This is a genomic window from Streptomyces sp. (genome assembly GCF_019510245.1).
Taxonomy (GTDB): Bacteria; Actinomycetota; Actinomycetes; order Streptomycetales; family Streptomycetaceae; genus Streptomyces.
In genome coordinates, this window is the sequence record NZ_JAEKKT010000210.1 from 12,907 (window position 1) to 29,390 (window position 16,484).

Sequence of the window (16,484 nt, forward strand, 5' to 3'; positions counted from 1 at the left end):
GCCACGACATCGCTCAACGGTCCACTCTCTCACCCGTCTCGGACGGGTCGGTGCTTTCCGGTGCGGTGTCCGGTGTCGGGTCACTCGGCTGCTCCGGGTCGTCTTCCCGGGACCGGGCGACGGACTCCTCCTGGAGACGATCCCCACCGGCAGCGGGGTTCCCGGGGCCGTCGGCGTCCTTGGTGTGCTCCGGGTTCCCGGCCCCGGGAGTGTCCGGGGCTTCCGGAGTACCGGGGGCCTCCGGGGTGCCGGGGGCCCCGGGGGCGTCGGCAGTGTCCGGAGTGTGCTCGCCCGTCTCCTCGGGGCCGTTGCCCTCTTCGGTCCGGCGGGCGGCCGCCCGCTTGCGCTGGGTGTACATACGGAAGCCGGCGAGTACCAGCAGCAGCACGCCGCCGCCGATGACCAGCATCACCGTCGGCGTGACCTCGGTGACCTTCACGTCGAACCTGACGGGCGCGCCGTACTCCTGGCCGTCCTCGGTATAGAGCTGGGCGGTGACCTCGACCCGCCCGTTGGCGTTGGCCGAGGTGGAGAACTTCACGGACTGGCTGTGGCCGCCGGAGACCTCGACGGGCTCCTCGTAGTAGGGCTTGCCGCCGATCTCCAGTCGGGTCGGCATGGTCGAGGTGAGCCGCAGCACGAGGTGGTCGACGCCCTGGACCAGGTTGTTCTGGACGGTCACCGGGATGGTGGCGCTGCGGCCGGAGAGCTTGGTCTCGGACTTGTCGATCAGCTTGACCTGGCCGGTGAGGTCGTCGAGCCAGGACTCCACGCTTGTGCGGAAGCTGTCCGCCTCACTGCCGCGACCCCGCCACGACGTGGACATCTCGCGGTTTATGGCCCGCCCGAAGGGGGTCACCACCCGGGACTCGTCGGTGAGGATCACCTGGAAGTTGTCGAGCTTGTCCTGGGTGCGGGCGATCTGCTCGAAGGCCGTCCGGGGCAGCTCCTGCTTGCGCAGTGCGGAGGGGTACGCGGACGACGAGGGGATCTTGGTGGTCGCGCCGGGGTCGGGCTTGGCCTTGGCTGCCGCCTCGAGGTCCTGGGACTGCGACCAGTTGCTGTCCTGCAGCGCGGTGATCGCCGTCGCCATCGCCTGGGCCTGGCTTGCCGACGGAATCCGCTGCGGGGCGACGACGATGCTGCGCTGTTTGCCGGTCTGGGTGTTCAGCGCGAGGCTCTGGGCGAGGAACTGCTGCACGGCGAGTGTGGCCGAGTCGGCGCGCGTCAGATCGCCCTCGAACGCCGTGGACAGCCGCGCGTCGGCGACCACCGCCGTGGTGCCGCCCCCGATCGGACGAGCCGCCGAGGGCGTGTAGGTCAGCCCGCCGGTCTCCTGGAGGCTGTCGCTGCGGGCGATCACCTTGTCGGCGCCCGCCGAGGTGGCGACCTTGATGATCGAGGGATCGACGGCGCCGTTCACGGGCCACGCGAAGTCGGTGCTCGGTGTGACATGGAGCACGGTCTTCACGGTGGTGGTGGCGACGTCGGTGGCGTCCTTGAGGTGGCTCAGCGAGCCGGTCACGGCGGTGCCGTTGTGGGCGAGGGAGGCCAGGTCCGGGTCGGCGAAGGGAAGGGCCACCACCTCCTTGTCCGCCACCGCTTCCTGCAGGTCGGCCAGGAACTGCTTGGCCACCGCCTGGTGGGTGCCGGCCGTGGTGGTGTCGCCGGCGCCCTGGACCCGGTAGTTGCGCGTCATCTGGTCCACCGAGGCCAGTAGATCCGGGTCGATCACCCAGGTGACATCGAGATCCTTGCCGAGCGCCAGCATCTGGGCCAGCCGACCGCCGGGCGAGATCTCCTCGGCAAGGTCGTCGTTCTGGAAGACGGGCGTCTGCAATTCGCCGGCGCCCGTCTTCGCCGTCACGTGGACGGTGGAGATCAGCGGCCACAGATACGTCGTCTTGGTCTTCGTGTCGGCCTCGGAGGACTGCCACGGCAGGAACGTGCGCTGGATGCCGAGGACCTGGTCCCACTGCTGCGCGGAGGTCTTCCCGGACAGCGCGACGCCGAACTGGTACACACCGTCCTGGCCGAGATCCAGCTTGTCGACCGGCACGGAGATGCTGAAGTGCTCGGCGACGCCCGGCGAGAGCGAGTCGAAGTCCTCGGTGTACTTGCCGCCGACCTCGGTGCCCAGGCCCGACTGGAGGTCCTCGGAGTGCCGGGCGGCTGTGTCGATCTCGGAGCGCGTGCTGAGCAGGGCGCCCATCCGCAGGTCCACGTGCGCGTCCGTGACGGCCTGCTTGCCGTTGTTGGTCACCGTGCCGGAGACCGTCAGCGTGTCCCCGTCGCTGGGTGCGCTGGGGCTCAGTGAGTCCAGGGCGACGGACACGGTGTCCGAACCGGCCGCCTGCGCCGGCGCCGCCGCGGGCAGCTGCATCAGTCCGGCCAGCAGGGGTGCACCCGCGAGCAGTGCCCCGGTGCGCCGCAGCCAGCGGCGGGCAGGTGAGGGCGTCCCCTGGAAGTCTGCCGCCTCGGCCACGCGCTCGTCCGTCCCTCGTCGTCGTCAGTGGTCGTCGGAATGTGCGTCCACGCATGGTAACGAGGTGCGCTGAACGGAAGTGCCGCGGTCCGCCTCACAAGATCGGGAGAGGGGACCGGCGCGTCCCCTATCTCCAGTATCGCCGGGAGACTCGGTTAAGCGGCGAAAACAGTGCTTGTCCGGGTACGGAGTGAGATGTCCCACCCCCTGTGGAGAGGGGCTTCGCATGGGGCGCTGCCGGAATACGGAGGCGCTTCGGGCCGTCTGGGCCACGTACCCTGTTCTGTTGTGCCGAACGCCAATGAAGACACTCCCACCGTCCTGAGCCAGGCGCAGCAGCGCGCGGTGACCGAACTGCTGCGGGTGGCGCCCGTCGCCGACGACCTCGCCCGCCGATTCCAGGAGGCCGGGTTCTCCCTTGCCCTGGTCGGCGGCTCGGTTCGGGACGCGCTGCTGGGCCGGCTCGGCAACGACCTGGACTTCACGACCGACGCCCGCCCCGAGGACGTACTGAAGATCGTCCGGCCCTGGGCGGACGCCGTCTGGGAGGTCGGGATCGCCTTCGGCACGGTCGGCGCGCAGAAGCAGGGCTATCAGATCGAGGTCACCACCTACCGCTCCGAGGCCTACGACCGCACCTCGCGCAAGCCCGAGGTGTCGTACGGCGACTCCATCGAGGAGGACCTCGTCCGCCGCGACTTCACGGTCAACGCGATGGCGGTGGCGCTGCCGGAGAAGGACTTCATCGACCCTCACGGCGGTCGCGAGGACCTCGCACGGCGTGTGCTGCGCACCCCGGGGACGCCCGAGGACTCCTTCTCGGACGACCCGCTGCGGATGATGCGGGCCGCCCGCTTCGCCGCGCAGCTCGACTTCGAGGTGGCCCCCGAGGTCGTCGCGGCGATGAAGGACATGGCCGGCCGCCTGGAGATCGTCTCGGCCGAGCGGGTCCGGGACGAGCTGAACAAGCTGATCCTCTCGGCTCACCCCCGCAAGGGGCTGACCCTGCTCGTCGAGACCGGCATCGCCGACCATGTGCTGCCCGAGCTGCCCGCCCTGCGTCTGGAGAGCGACGAGCACCACCGGCACAAGGACGTCTATGACCACACGTTGATCGTCCTGGAACAGGCCATGGCGCTGGAGGGGAACGGTCCCGACCTCACCCTCCGGCTCGCCGCTCTGCTGCACGACATCGGCAAGCCGCGCACCCGCCGCTTCGAGGACGACGGTCGGGTCTCGTTCCACCACCACGAAGTGGTCGGCGCGAAGATGACCAAGAAGCGCATGACGGCCTTGAAGTACTCCAACGAACTGGTGAAGGACGTCTCGCAGCTGGTCGAGCTCCATCTGCGCTTCCACGGCTACGGCACCGGAGAGTGGACGGACTCGGCGGTCCGCCGCTATGTCCGTGACGCGGGCCCGCTGCTGGACCGCCTGCACAAGCTCACCCGGTCCGACTGCACCACCCGCAACAAGCGGAGGGCCGCGGCGCTCTCCCGTGCGTACGACGGCTTGGAGCAGCGCATCGCCGAACTCCAGGAGAAGGAGGAGCTTGATGCGATCCGCCCGGACCTCGACGGCAACCAGATCATGGAGATCCTGGGTATCCGCCCCGGCCCGGAGGTCGGCAAGGCCTACAAGCACATGCTGGAGCTTCGGCTGGAGAACGGGCCGATGGGGCACGACGCAGCGGTGACCGCGCTCAAGGAGTGGTGGGCCGAGCAGGGCTGAGGGTGCACGGCGGGGTCATGTTTCACGTGAAACATGACCCCGCCGTGACGTAAAGAGGGGCGATGTTTCACGTGAAACATCGCCCCTCTTCACTCTTCACTGCGGGCTGCATGATCCTGCTGCGGTCGGTGGTCGTGTTCGAAGCGGGCCCATGGCCGCAGCGACCACTGCGTAGACGAGGGCGACCGTGATGACGAGGGTCGCGGAGCGGCCGTCCGGCGGAAGCATCAGCGCGGCTACTGCGGCGGCCCCGACAAAGGCGACGTTGAAGAGCACGTCGTAGACGGAGAAGATCCGGCCGCGGAAACCGTCGTCGACGGACGACTGCACGAGAGTGTCCGTGGCGATCTTCGCGCCCTGGGTGACGAGTCCCAGGACGAAGGCGGCGACGAGCATGGGGACGGTAGTGAACGGGAGGCCCAGGGCGGGCTCCAGCACGGCTGCCGACGCGGCGCATACGACGATCCAGCGGGCGGGGCCGAGGCGCCCCGCGGCCCATGGCGTCACCACGGCGGCGGCGAAGAAGCCCGCGCCGGAGATGCCCAGGGCCAGCCCCAGCAATCCGAGTCCGTCGTCCGGGTCGGAGGAGAGGGCGTACCGGCACAGCATCAGCACCAACACGAGCAGTGCGCCGTAGCAGAAGCGCATCGCCGTCATGCTGACCAGGGCCCAGGCCGCCTCACGGCGGCGCGGTGCGGTGAGATGCCGAATCGCCTCCAGCAGGTCGCGTGCCGTGGTGATCACGGCCGTTCCCAGGCTCGGCTGGACCGGATGCCGGTCCGGGCCGAGGAGATCGGGGGCCATGGTCAGAGAGGCGAGGGCCGCGCCCAGGTACAGCACGGCGCCCAGCAGCACCACGGCGGCATCGGAGTCCGAGGCCACCAGCCGTACGGCGAAGGCGAGGCCGCCGCCGGCGGTCGCGGCAAGGGTGCCGGCGGTCGGGGAGAGGGAGTTGGCGAGGACCAGCCGGTCGTCGTCGACCACCCGGGGCAGCGCGGCGGACAGCCCGGAGAGGACGAAGCGGTTGACGGCCGTGACACACAGGGCGGAGGCGTAGAAGAGCCAGTCGGGGACCTGGCTGACCATGAGGACGGCCGTGGCCGCGGCCAGCAGCGCGCGCAGCAGATTGCCGTAGAGGAAGATCTGGCGGCGGCGCCAGCGGTCCAGCAGGACGCCGGCGAAGGGGCCGACGAGGGAGTACGGAAGGAGCAGGACGGCCATGGCCGAGGCGATCGCGGCAGGCGAGGTCTGTTTCTCCGGGGAGAAGACGACGTAGGCGGCGAGGGCGACCTGGTAGACGCCGTCGGCCCCCTGGGAGAGCAGGCGTATGACGAGTAGACGGCGGAAGTTCCGCAGGCGCAGCAGGACACGCAGGTCGCGGACGACGGGCATGGGGCACAGCCTCACATATGGGGCCGTGCACAGGAGAAGGGTCCCCGGATCGAATGACCCGGGGACCCTCTGAGCCCTGGCAGGAGCGTTTTTTGCGAGCTTGAGCTGTGGAGCTTCGGTACCCGGCGGGGTGCCGGGTCAGCGCTCGACGTCGCCGCGGATGAACTTCTCCACGTTCTCGCGGGCCTCGTCGTCGAAGTACTGGACCGGCGGGGACTTCATGAAGTAGCTGGACGCGGAGAGGATCGGGCCGCCGATGCCGCGGTCCTTGGCGATCTTCGCGGCGCGCAGGGCGTCGATGATGACACCAGCGGAGTTCGGGGAGTCCCAGACCTCGAGCTTGTACTCCAGGTTCAGCGGGACGTCACCGAAGGCACGGCCCTCCAGGCGGACGTACGCCCACTTGCGGTCGTCGAGCCAGGCGACGTAGTCGGACGGGCCGATGTGGACGTTCTTCTCGCCGAGGTCCCGGTCGGGGATCTGGGAGGTGACGGCCTGCGTCTTGGAGATCTTCTTGGACTCCAGGCGCTCGCGCTCGAGCATGTTCTTGAAGTCCATGTTGCCGCCGACGTTCAGCTGCATCGTGCGGTCCAGGATGACGCCCCGGTCCTCGAAGAGCTTCGCCATGACGCGGTGCGTGATGGTGGCGCCGACCTGGGACTTGATGTCGTCGCCGACGATCGGCACACCGGCCTCGGTGAACTTGTCCGCCCACTCCTTGGTGCCGGCGATGAAGACCGGGAGGGCGTTGACGAAGGCGACCTTGGCGTCGATGGCGCACTGGGCGTAGAACTTCGCCGCGTCCTCGGAACCGACGGGCAGGTAGCAGACGAGGACGTCGACCTGCTTGTCCTTGAGGATCCGGACGACGTCGACCGGCTCGGCCTCGGACTCCTCGATGGTCTGGCGGTAGTACTTGCCGAGACCGTCGAGGGTGTGGCCGCGCTGGACGGTGACACCGGTGTTGGGCACGTCGCAGATCTTGATGGTGTTGTTCTCGGAGGCGCCGATGGCGTCCGCCAGGTCGAGGCCGACCTTCTTGGCGTCCACGTCGAACGCGGCGACGAACTCCACGTCCTTGACGTGGTACTCGCCGAACTGCACGTGCATCAGGCCGGGGACCTTGGACGCCGGGTCGGCGTCCTTGTAGTACTCGACGCCCTGCACCAACGATGCGGCGCAGTTGCCCACGCCGACGATGGCTACGCGAACCGAACCCATTCCGGTTGCTCCCTGTGTGTACGAGTGAGGCCCTGAACGGGTCTCACGTGGCGGTGTCGTCGGACGCATCCGGCCGGAGGGAATCCCCGGACCGGGGCAGGGCGCCCGGCGTTCCATTGGTGGTGTTCTGCTGAGCGGATCCCCCGGAGGCGAAACCCTTGAGGTCCCGCCCGGCCCGCTCGCTCTCGATGAGCTCGTTCAGCCAGCGCACTTCGCGCTCCACGGACTCCATCCCGTGGCGCTGGAGCTCAAGCGTGTAGTCGTCGAGGCGCTCCCGGGTGCGCGCCAGCGAGGCGCGCATCTTCTCCAGGCGCTCCTCCAGCCGGCTGCGGCGGCCCTCCAGTACGCGCATCCGCACATCGCGGGAGGTCTGCCCGAAGAAGGCGAACCGCGCCGCGAAGTGTTCGTCCTCGTACGCGTCGGGGCCGGTCTGCGACAGGAGCTCCTCGAAGTGCTCCTTACCTTCCGCCGTCAACCGGTAGACGATCTTGGCGCGGCGGCCGGCGAGCGGCGCGGCGAGTGCGTCCTCGGCGGTACTCCCCGGTTCCTCGATCAACCAGCCGTTGGCGACCAGCGTCTTGAGGCAGGGGTACAGCGTTCCGTAGCTGAACGCACGGAACACGCCCAGTGAGGTGTTGAGTCGTTTCCGCAGCTCATAGCCGTGCATCGGGGACTCGCGGAGCAGGCCGAGGACGGCGAACTCAAGGATGCCGGAGCGCCGGCTCATGGTCGCCTCCTCTCGTCCGCGGCTCGCTTATCTCGCTCTGATGTATCGACTCGATACATCCCGACGATAGATCGGCTTTCCCTGGGCGACAAGAGGAACGACGGTGAACGGGATCACATCACCGATTCGTTGGAGGCAACTTGCCTGATTTGGGGTGAACTTCGGGCCTCGGCGGGTTTTGCTGGTGCGTAGTCTGTGCGGCATGCAGACCACCGGGAACCAAGTGACGCCTGGGGGGCGTCCACGTCCTCGGTGCCGTACGGGTGAATGCAGGACCGACCACATCCGTATGTCGGGGGGACCGGAAATCAGCCGCCGTTCCAGGCGCCCACGGGTGCGCCTGCCCGAGGAGTAATCGTTCGATGAGCGAGCACCGTCGCAAACCGCCGCCGCCGCAGGGAGGCGGACGTGCCGCGGCCCGACGCGGCCAGTCCGGACCGTCCTCCGGCCGCCGCGCGGCACCGCGAGGCGCCACCGGGTCTCCTTCCGACTCCTATGGGTTCAGTTCCTATGGGTCGGACGCGGGCTCGGGAGGTGAGGAGCGTCCGTACGGCAGCCGTGCCGAGGCACGCCGGGCGGCGCAGAGAAGTACGGGAAACAGCCGCCGCAGAGCTGCCGACAACGGAAGCCGTGGTCCGGGGGGTCCTGCCGGGCCCGGGCGTGGCAGAGGCCGGGCCTCGACGGCGCCCGGCAAGAAGCGACTGATCGACTACCCCAGGGCGAACAGGTTCGGCTGGCGTCGGTGGGTCCCCTCCTGGAAGCTCGTCTCGGGGCTGTGCATCACCTTCTTCGGCAGCCTGGTGGCGCTGGTCGGCGTCGGATACGCCATGGTGGGTGTTCCGAACGAGAACACGGCGGCACAGTCCCAGAACAACGTCTACTACTGGGCCGACGGCAAGCAGATGGTGGCGACGGGCACCGGCGTCAACCGGCAGAACGTCACCATCGACCAGATCCCCGAGGCCATGCAGTACGCGGTGATCTCGGCGGAGAACAAGAGCTTCTACACGGACCCGGGCGTCGACTTCAGGGGCATCGCCCGGGCCCTCGTCAACATGGCGAAGGGTGGTGAGACGCAGGGTGGTTCGACGATCACCCAGCAGTTCGTCAAGAACACCTACCTGAGCCAGGACCAGACGCTCACCCGCAAGTTCAAGGAGATGTTCATCTCCATCAAGGTGGGCACCAAGTTCACCAAGCCGGAGATCCTCCAGGGCTACCTGAACACCTCGTACTTCGGCCGTGGCGCGTACGGCATCCAGGCCGCCGCCCAGACCTACTACGGGGTGGACGCCAAAAGCCTCACCCCGAGCCAGTGTGCGGTCCTGGCGGCTCTGCTCAAGGGCGCGACGTACTACGACCCCGCGGGCAACCCGGACATCGATCCCGCGGCCTCCCAGAAGGCCAATTACCAGCGCTCGCACGACCGTTGGGCCTGGATCCTCGAGGAGATGCACAAGGACCAGCACCTCACCGATGCCGAGTACCAGACGGCCGTCAAGAAGTACCCGATGCCCCAGGGCCGCAAGGCGGTCAAGGGCATGACCGGCCAGATCAGCTACCTCGCCGACACGGCCAAGAAGTACGTCCTCGCGCACTCCAACATCACGGAGACGCAGTTCGACCAGGGCGGCTTCCAGATCTACACGACCTTCGACAAGGACAAGGTCAACGCGCTGACCGCGGCCGTGCAGAAGGTCCAGAAGGCGCGTCTGGACCCGAAGAACCGTGAGAAGGACAAGTACGTCCAGTTCGGTGCCGCGTCCGTGGTGCCCGACGACGGTGCGATCGTCGCCCTGTACGGCGGTGCCGGCTACGAGAACAACCACTTCACCAATAACGCCGACACCTCGGGTGTCCCCGTCGGTTCGACGTGGAAGCCGTTCGTGCTGGCAGCGGCCATGCAGGACGGGACGTACAAGACCGACGGCGTCGGGGTGTCGCCGCTGAGCAAGTACAACGGCGACGACAACCTCAAGGTGCGCAGGCCGGACGGTACCTTCTACCTGAACAAGGACAACTCGATCTTCCGTCAGCGGAACGAGAGTAAGTACCCCTGGGGCTACATCACCCTGCGCAAGGCGATGGAGCAGTCGATCAACACGCCGTTCGTGCAGCTGGGCGTGGACGTGGGGCTCACGAAGGTCCGTGACATGGCTCATGCCTCCGGCATTCTGACCGACAGCATGCTGCAGGGCCTGAACCCGTCGTTCGCCATCGGTACGTCCACTCCCAGTGCCATCCGCATGGCGGACGCCTACGCGACCTTCGCGGCGTCCGGCGAACACGTGGACCCGTACTCCGTGACCGCGGTCAAGCAGGACGGGCGGCCGCTGCCCGGCTTCGACAAGCCCAAGGCGACCAGGGCCATGGAGGAGAACGTGGCGAACAACGTCACGGACGTCCTGCAGAACGTCATCCAGAACGGTACGGGCCAGAACGCCAAGGCCCTGGGCCGTACGGCGGCGGGCAAGACCGGTACCACCGACAGCAACAAGTCGGCCTGGTTCGTCGGCTACACCAAGCAGCTGTCGACCTCGGTGGCGATGTTCCGTGAGAACCCGAAGGACGCCGAGCTGCTCTCCATGAACGGCACCGCCGGCGTGGCGTCCATCCACGGTGGTGACATTCCGACCTCCGTGTGGACCGAGTACATGAAGGCCGCGCTGCAGGGCAAGAACGACCTGGGCTTCCCCGAGGCGACCAAGATCGGTGAGATTGCCGACGAGGCCGGGGCTCCTTCCCCGACGCCGACTCCCAGCATCACGCCGAGCGAGACGCCCAGTGAGACGCCGAGCGCCACCCCGAGCGAGACGGTCACCTCCCCGTCGCCCACGGTGACGGAGACCTGCCAGTTCGCCTGGAACTGCTCGACCGACGGCGGCGCCAACGGCGGCAGCACATCGGGTACGACGTCCTCGCCGTCAGCTACGGATACGACCGGCGCAGGCAACACCAGAGGCAATGCCAACGGCGGAGGAAACCTCTTCGGCGGATCAACCGGCTAGCCGCGCGGTCTGACCGGCTGGTGACCGTTTCGCCCGCCGAAGTCTGTTTCACGTGAAACATGGGCCGCCGCACCCGGCGAGGTGCGGCGGCCCTCGGCGTATTCCTAGAGAGGTACGGCAGGATGGGCCCCATGCCCAGTGCAGAGACGACGCCCGCGGGCGTGCGTGAGCCGGAGCCGGTGCGGCCGACCAGGGAAGACGAGGTCGCCGCGGCCGGGAGTGAGCTGATCGGCGGCCCCATCGGGCGGCGAGCCCTGCTCGGCACGTCCTGGTGGACGCCGCTACGGGTGGTCGTCATCGTGGCGGTCGGGATGTTCGCCCTCGGCATGGTGCAGAAGCTGCCCTGCTACGACAGCGGCTGGTTCTTCGGCGCGAGTTCCCAGTACACCCACGCCTGCTACTCGGACATTCCGCACCTCTATCAGGGGCGCGGTTTCGCCGATGGTCTGGTGCCGTACTTCGACAAGCTCCCGGGCGACATGGACTACCTCGAATACCCGGTGCTGACCGGTGTGTTCATGGAGGTGGCCGCATGGCTCACGCCGGGCAGCGGCAGCATCATGCTCCAGGAGCAGGTGTACTGGTTCGTCAACGCCGGAATGTTGATGCTGTGCGCCGCGGTCATCGCGGTGTGCGTGGTCCGTACGCACCGTCGGCGCCCCTGGGACGGCCTGCTGGTCGCCCTGGCGCCCGCCTTCGCCCTGACCGCCACCATCAACTGGGACCTCCTGGCGGTCGCTCTGACGGCCGCAGCGATGCTGATGTGGTCTCGGAGCCGTCCGCTCGCCTTCGGCGTCCTCCTGGGGCTTGCCACGGCCGCCAAGTTGTACCCCGTGTTCTTGCTGGGGCCGTTGTTCCTGCTGTGCTGGCGGGCAGGCAAATGGCGGGAGTTCTTCGTTGCCACGGGCGGTGCGGTAGCCGCCTGGCTGGTCGTGAACCTGCCGGTGATGATCTTCGCCTTCGACGGCTGGTCGAAGTTCTACACGTTCAGCCAGGAGCGGGGCGTCGACTTCGGTTCCTTCTGGCTGATCTGGGCGCAGAACACGACCACCCCGCCCAGCACCGACTTCGTGAACACCGCGGCCACGGTCCTGGTGCTGCTCTGCTTCCTGGGCATCGCGGCCCTGGCCCTCACCGCCCTGCGCCGGCCGCGCTTCGCCCAGCTGGCCTTCCTGGTGGTGGCTGCGTTCATCCTCACCAACAAGGTCTACTCCCCGCAGTACGTGCTGTGGCTGGTGCCGCTGGCCGTCCTCGCCCGGCCCAAGTGGCGGGACTTCCTGATCTGGCAGGCGTGCGAGGTGGCGTACTTCCTGGGCATCTGGATGTACCTCGCCTACACGACCAGTGGAGACGCCCACAAGGGCCTGCCGACCGACGGCTACCACTGGGCCATCGCCGTGCACCTGTTGGGCACGCTCTACCTGTGCGGCATGGTCGTGCGCGACATCCTCATGCCCGAGCGGGACGTAGTGCGCCGCGGCGGGGAGGACGATCCCTCCGGCGGGGTGCTGGACGGCGCGGAGGACGTCTTCGTGCTCGGTGCGGCGGCCCGTCCGCCGCGCCATGCGGCCCCCTTCGAGGGGCCGCAGGTGGAATGGGGAAGCCGATCCTCCGAGGGCGGTGTCGCCGAAGGCGGTTCGCTCTGAGCGAACACCCCAGGTTCTGAAGGAAAGAGGGCCGCACACGGACTTCGTGTGCGGCCCTTTTCCTGTGCTGCGAACGGTCAGGCAGCGCGCTTCGCCGGCGTGCGGCCGGTCAGCGGTCCACGATCCGGTCGAACTGGGTCGTGGTGTGCCGCAGATGGGCGACCAGTTCCTCGCCGACCTTCGGCTCCGGGGCGTCCGAGGGCACGAAGAGGATCGACACCTGCATGTGCGGCGGCTCCGCGAACCAGCGCTGCTTCCCGCCCCAGACGAACGGAGAAAGGTTCCGGTTCACCGTGGCCAGGCCGGCCCGTGCGACGCCCTTGGCGCGCGGCATGACGCCGTGCAGGGCCTTCGGGGCCTCCAGGCCCACCCCGTGCGACGTACCGCCCGCCACGACCACCAGGAAGCCGTCCGAGGCCGCCTTCTGCTGCCGGTAGCCGAACCGGTCGCCCTTGGCGACGCGGGTGACGTCCAGGACCGCCCCGCGGTACTCGGTGGCGTCGTGGTCCCCCAGCCACAGCCGGGTGCCGATCCGGGCCCGGAACCGGGTCTGCGGGAACTGCTGCTGCAGCCGGGCGAGTTCGTCGGCCTTGAGGTGGCTGACGAACATCGTGTGCAGCGGCAGGCGGGCCGCGCGCAGCCGGTCCATCCAGCCGATGACCTCCTCGACGGCGTCCGAGCCGTCGGTGCGGTCCAGCGGCAGGTGGATGGCGAAGCCCTCCAGCCGGACGTTCTCTATGGCGGAGTGCAGCTGTGGCAGATCCTGTTCGCTGATGCCGTGCCGCTTCATCGTGGACATCACCTCGATGACCACGCGGGCGCCCACCAGGCCGTACACGCCGTCGATGGACGACACCGAGCGGATGACCCGGTCGGGCAGCGGCACCGGTTCCTCGCCCCGCCGGTACGGGGTCAGCACCAGCAGGTCGCCGCCGAACCAGTCCTTGATGCGCGCGGCCTCGTACGTCGTACCGACGGCGAGAATGTCCGAGCCCAGACGCGTGGCCTCTTCCGCCAGGCGCTCGTGGCCGAAGCCGTAGCCGTTGCCCTTGCAGACCGGGACGAGGCCCGGGAACTGCTCCTGCACGTGCTTGTGGTGCGCCCGCCAGCGCGCGGTGTCGACGTAGAGCGTGAGCGCCATGGCCGGACCTGGAACCTTTCTGGGTGGCTGGGGAGTGCCAGAGGACTGCGGTGTGTCAGGGCTATAGAAGCACGGAGCGTGACGTCAGCGGCGCGACATGTAGATGTCGAGCGCCTTGTGGAGCAGCTTGTTCAGCGGGAAGTCCCACTCGCCGAGGTACTCGGCGGCCTGGCCACCGGTGCCCACCTTGAACTGGATCAGGCCGAAGAGGTGGTCCGTCTCGTCCAGCGAGTCCGAGATGCCGCGCAGGTCGTAGACGGTGGCGCCGAGCGCGTAGGCGTCGCGCAGCATCCGCCACTGCATGGCGTTCGAGGGCCGCACCTCACGGCCGATGTTGTCGGAGGCGCCGTAGGAGTACCACACGTGCCCACCGACGATCAGCATGGTCGCCGCGGACAGGTTGACCCCGTTGTGCCGGGCGAAGTACAGCCGCATCCGGTTGGGGTCCTCGGTGTTGAGGGCCGTCCACATGCGCTGGAAGTACGACAGCGGGCGCGGCCGGAAGTGGTCGCGCACGGCCGTGATCTCGTACAGCCGCTGCCACTCCGCCAGGTCCTGGTAGCCGCCCTGGACGACCTCGACGCCGGCCTTCTCGGCCTTCTTGATGTTGCGCCGCCACAGCTGGTTGAAGTTCCTGTGGACCTCTTCCAGGGAACGGTTCGCCAGCGGCACCTGGAAGACATAGCGCGGCTGCACGTCACCGAAGCCGGCACCGCCGTCCTCGCCCTGCTGCCAGCCCATCCGGCGCAGCTTGTCGGCCACCTCGAAGGCGCGCGGCTCGATGAAGTCGGCCTCGATGTCGCGCAGCCGCTTCACGTCCGGGTTCTGGATGCCCTGCTTGATGGAGTTGGACTCCCAGCGCCGGATGATCACCGGCGGGCCCATCTTCACCGAGAACGCGCCCTGGTGCTTGAGGTGGGCCAGCATCGGCTGGAGCCACTCGTCGAGATTGGGCGCGAACCAGTTGATGACCGGGCCCTCGGGCAGGTACGCGAGGTAGCGCTTGATCTTGGGCAGCTGGCGGTACAGCACCAGGCCCGCGCCGACCATCTCGCCGGTGCGCTCGTCGAACCAGCCCAGGTTCTCCGAACGCCACTCCGCCTTGACATCGGCCCAGGCCGGGACCTGCATGTGGCTAGCCGCCGGCAGGCTCTGGATGTACGCCAGATGCTGTTCGCGGCTGATGGTCCTCAGGGTCAGGCTCATGTCGGGGCGCTCCTCGGGCTGGTGTGTCCCCATGGATACAGGGGCTCCGGCTCTCGCGCCGAAGCCTACTGCGCCTCGCCCGCGGCCCGACTGGCCGTACGGCACCTACGCCCCGGCTCCTGTCCGGCCGGGGCGTTCCAGGCTTTGCGTGGGGGTGCCGGACTCAGCCGAACAGGCCGCCGTGCGCCATGCCGATGAAGAAGCCGATGCCCGAGGCACCGAGACCCAGGATCAGGCCGAAACGCTCGCGCGTGGTGATCGAGACCCACTGCCCGTACAGACCGGTGCAGAGGCCGATCAGGCCGGTCCAGGAGCTGAGCAGGTGCAGGCTGTGGAAGAACGACGTGATGAAGGCGATCAGCCCGAGCGCCAGCGTCACCGCCATCAGCGAGTCCTGGAGCGGATGGGTCTTGCCGTCGGTGGCGAAGAGGGATCCGGCGGTGTTGGGTCGCAATGCCTGTGCCATGGGCACCTCCTGCGGAAGCGGCGCATCGTAGCGCCATACACACCCGATGTGTACAGATTGAGGGCCCCGGCCGCCTGATTTCAACCGGAAGCGCGTGTGCGGGTAGTCTGTAGCGTCTGCACCGGTGTCTGCCCATGCCCTGCCCGGGATCCCAGCGGGAACCCCCGAATGTCAGTGGCTGCCGATACCGTTGCGTACGCATCACAACCCTCCTGCCACGGAACGACCGTGGCCGCTGAGTCCAAAGGAGGTGGGTTCCACATGCGTCACTACGAGGTGATGGTCATCCTCGACCCCGATCTGGAGGAGCGCGCTGTCGCCCCCCTGATCGAGAACTTCCTCTCCGTCGTCCGTGAGGGCAACGGAAAGGTCGAGAAGGTCGACACCTGGGGCCGTCGTCGTCTCTCGTACGAGATCAAGAAGAAGCCCGAGGGCATCTACTCGGTCATCGACCTGCAGGCCGAGCCTGTGGTCGTCAAGGAGCTCGACCGCCAGATGAACCTGAACGAGTCGGTCCTCCGGACCAAGGTCCTCCGCCCCGAGACCCACTGAGCTCTCTGCTCAGCCGATCTCGGGATTTCGAGTAGCAGCACAAGCAGCCAGCAGCAAACCCGCCGAGAGGTTCCCCCATGGCAGGCGAGACCGTCATCACGGTCGTCGGCAATCTTGTCGATGACCCCGAGCTGCGCTTCACCCCCTCCGGTGCGGCGGTCGCGAAGTTCCGTGTCGCGTCCACTCCCCGCACCTTCGACCGTCAGACCAACGAGTGGAAGGACGGCGAGAGCCTGTTCCTGACCTGCTCGGTCTGGCGTCAGGCGGCGGAGAACGTCGCGGAGTCGCTCCAGCGAGGCATGCGCGTCATCGTGCAGGGCCGGCTGAAGCAGCGGTCCTACGAGGACCGTGAGGGTGTCAAGCGCACGGTCTACGAGCTGGACGTCGAGGAAGTCGGCGCCAGCCTGCGGAGCGCCACGGCCAAGGTCACCAAGACCGCCGGTGGCGGCGGCCGCGGCGGCCAGGGTGGGTACGGCGGTGGCGGCGGCCAGGGTGGCGGCGGCTGGGGCGGTGGCCCCGGCGGCGGTAACCAGGGCGGTGCCCCCAGCGACGACCCCTGGGCTTCCGGCGCTCCCGCCGGTGGCGGCAACCAGGGCGGTGGCGGCTGGGGCGGCGGCTCCGGCGGCTCCGGCTCCGGCGGCGGTGGCGGCTACTCGGACGAGCCCCCCTTCTAAGGGGCACGGGCTCGTATCCCCACTTCTTGATCACACAGGAGAAACACCATGGCGAAGCCGCCTGTGCGCAAGCCTAAGAAGAAGGTCTGCGCTTTCTGCAAGGACAAGGTCACGTACGTGGACTACAAGGACACGAACATGCTGCGGAAGTTCATTTCCGACCGCGGCAAGATCCGTGCCCGCCGCGTGACCGGCAACTGCACGCAGCACCAGCGTGACGTCGCCACGGCCGTCA

At 68.2% G+C, this 16,484-nt stretch carries 13 protein-coding genes; 6 read left to right on the plus strand and 7 right to left on the minus strand.

Annotated elements, in window-relative coordinates:
• Window positions 1-13: 13 nt before the first annotated feature.
• The gene (locus JF597_RS42455) at window positions 14-2,485 is read right to left on the minus strand and encodes a DUF6049 family protein (RefSeq protein WP_294009329.1); all 2,472 of its coding nucleotides are present in this window, start codon (window positions 2,483-2,485) and stop codon (window positions 14-16) included.
• A gap of 288 nt (window positions 2,486-2,773) precedes the next feature.
• Here JF597_RS42455 and JF597_RS42460 point away from each other — a divergent pair, with 288 nt between their 5' ends.
• Window positions 2,774-4,216, plus strand: coding sequence for a CCA tRNA nucleotidyltransferase (locus tag JF597_RS42460; protein WP_294009331.1), 1,443 nt, complete (start codon window positions 2,774-2,776; stop codon window positions 4,214-4,216).
• Window positions 4,217-4,312: 96 nt separating this feature from the next.
• Here the strand turns inward: JF597_RS42460 and JF597_RS42465 are convergent, their stop codons facing one another.
• From JF597_RS42465 to JF597_RS42475, 3 genes are all read right to left on the minus strand, one after another.
• Window positions 4,313-5,608 carry an MFS transporter gene (locus JF597_RS42465; RefSeq protein ID WP_294009333.1) on the minus strand — a complete coding sequence of 432 codons (1,296 nt, stop codon included), beginning with the start codon at window positions 5,606-5,608 and terminating at the stop codon, window positions 4,313-4,315.
• A 138-nt stretch (window positions 5,609-5,746) separates the two neighbouring features.
• Entirely contained in the window at window positions 5,747-6,829 is a 1,083-nt protein-coding gene (locus tag JF597_RS42470; RefSeq protein WP_294009335.1) for an inositol-3-phosphate synthase, read from the minus strand.
• 43 nt (window positions 6,830-6,872) lie between these two features.
• The gene (locus JF597_RS42475; protein WP_294009337.1) at window positions 6,873-7,556 is read right to left on the minus strand and encodes a PadR family transcriptional regulator; all 684 of its coding nucleotides are present in this window, start codon (window positions 7,554-7,556) and stop codon (window positions 6,873-6,875) included.
• An 827-nt stretch (window positions 7,557-8,383) separates the two neighbouring features.
• Here JF597_RS42475 and JF597_RS42480 point away from each other — a divergent pair.
• Together JF597_RS42480 and JF597_RS42485 are read left to right on the plus strand one after the other, a co-directional pair.
• Complete coding sequence (locus JF597_RS42480; protein ID WP_294009339.1) at window positions 8,384-10,564, plus strand: transglycosylase domain-containing protein; 2,181 nt, start codon at window positions 8,384-8,386, stop codon at window positions 10,562-10,564.
• A 131-nt stretch (window positions 10,565-10,695) separates the two neighbouring features.
• Window positions 10,696-12,210: a glycosyltransferase 87 family protein gene (locus JF597_RS42485; protein ID WP_294009341.1), complete on the plus strand. Its 1,515-nt coding sequence runs from the start codon at window positions 10,696-10,698 to the stop codon at window positions 12,208-12,210.
• A 109-nt stretch (window positions 12,211-12,319) separates the two neighbouring features.
• On the opposite strand, the gene JF597_RS42490 is transcribed toward JF597_RS42485, so the two are convergent.
• The 3 genes from JF597_RS42490 to JF597_RS42500 all read right to left on the minus strand — a co-directional run bounded on the left by JF597_RS42490 (window position 12,320) and on the right by JF597_RS42500 (window position 15,023).
• Window positions 12,320-13,351, minus strand: a complete 1,032-nt coding sequence (locus tag JF597_RS42490; protein ID WP_294009343.1) for an alanine racemase — start codon at window positions 13,349-13,351, stop codon at window positions 12,320-12,322.
• An 84-nt stretch (window positions 13,352-13,435) separates the two neighbouring features.
• Window positions 13,436-14,557: a peptidoglycan bridge formation glycyltransferase FemX gene (gene femX / locus JF597_RS42495; RefSeq protein WP_294009345.1), complete on the minus strand. Its 1,122-nt coding sequence runs from the start codon at window positions 14,555-14,557 to the stop codon at window positions 13,436-13,438.
• A 163-nt stretch (window positions 14,558-14,720) separates the two neighbouring features.
• Window positions 14,721-15,023, minus strand: a complete 303-nt coding sequence (locus tag JF597_RS42500) for a hypothetical protein (protein WP_294009347.1) — start codon at window positions 15,021-15,023, stop codon at window positions 14,721-14,723.
• Between the two features lie 261 nt (window positions 15,024-15,284).
• Here JF597_RS42500 and rpsF point away from each other — a divergent pair, with 261 nt between their 5' ends.
• From rpsF to rpsR, 3 genes are all read left to right on the plus strand, one after another.
• Window positions 15,285-15,575, plus strand: coding sequence for a 30S ribosomal protein S6 (gene rpsF, locus JF597_RS42505; protein ID WP_093500872.1), 291 nt, complete (start codon window positions 15,285-15,287; stop codon window positions 15,573-15,575).
• Between the two features lie 77 nt (window positions 15,576-15,652).
• Window positions 15,653-16,249, plus strand: a complete 597-nt coding sequence (locus JF597_RS42510) for a single-stranded DNA-binding protein (RefSeq protein WP_294009350.1) — start codon at window positions 15,653-15,655, stop codon at window positions 16,247-16,249.
• 48 nt (window positions 16,250-16,297) lie between these two features.
• Window positions 16,298-16,484, plus strand: a 187-nt coding sequence (gene rpsR / locus JF597_RS42515) for a 30S ribosomal protein S18 (RefSeq protein ID WP_294009352.1), incomplete at its 3' end; no start/stop codon positions are given.

Excerpts from the sequence above, each read along its gene's own strand:
- JF597_RS42500 (WP_294009347.1), bottom strand. The coding sequence starts at position 15,023 with ATGGCACAGGCATTGCGACCCAACACCGCCGGATCCCTCTTCGCCACC.
- JF597_RS42510 (WP_294009350.1), top strand. The coding sequence starts at position 15,653 with ATGGCAGGCGAGACCGTCATCACGGTCGTCGGCAATCTTGTCGATGAC.
- JF597_RS42490 (WP_294009343.1), bottom strand. The coding sequence starts at position 13,351 with ATGGCGCTCACGCTCTACGTCGACACCGCGCGCTGGCGGGCGCACCAC.
- rpsF (WP_093500872.1), top strand. The coding sequence starts at position 15,285 with ATGCGTCACTACGAGGTGATGGTCATCCTCGACCCCGATCTGGAGGAG.
- JF597_RS42470 (WP_294009335.1), bottom strand. The coding sequence starts at position 6,829 with ATGGGTTCGGTTCGCGTAGCCATCGTCGGCGTGGGCAACTGCGCCGCA.
- JF597_RS42480 (WP_294009339.1), top strand. The coding sequence starts at position 8,384 with ATGGTGGGTGTTCCGAACGAGAACACGGCGGCACAGTCCCAGAACAAC.
- JF597_RS42465 (WP_294009333.1), bottom strand. The coding sequence starts at position 5,608 with ATGCCCGTCGTCCGCGACCTGCGTGTCCTGCTGCGCCTGCGGAACTTC.
- femX (WP_294009345.1), bottom strand. The coding sequence starts at position 14,557 with ATGAGCCTGACCCTGAGGACCATCAGCCGCGAACAGCATCTGGCGTAC.
- JF597_RS42475 (WP_294009337.1), bottom strand. The coding sequence starts at position 7,556 with ATGAGCCGGCGCTCCGGCATCCTTGAGTTCGCCGTCCTCGGCCTGCTC.
- JF597_RS42485 (WP_294009341.1), top strand. The coding sequence starts at position 10,696 with ATGCCCAGTGCAGAGACGACGCCCGCGGGCGTGCGTGAGCCGGAGCCG.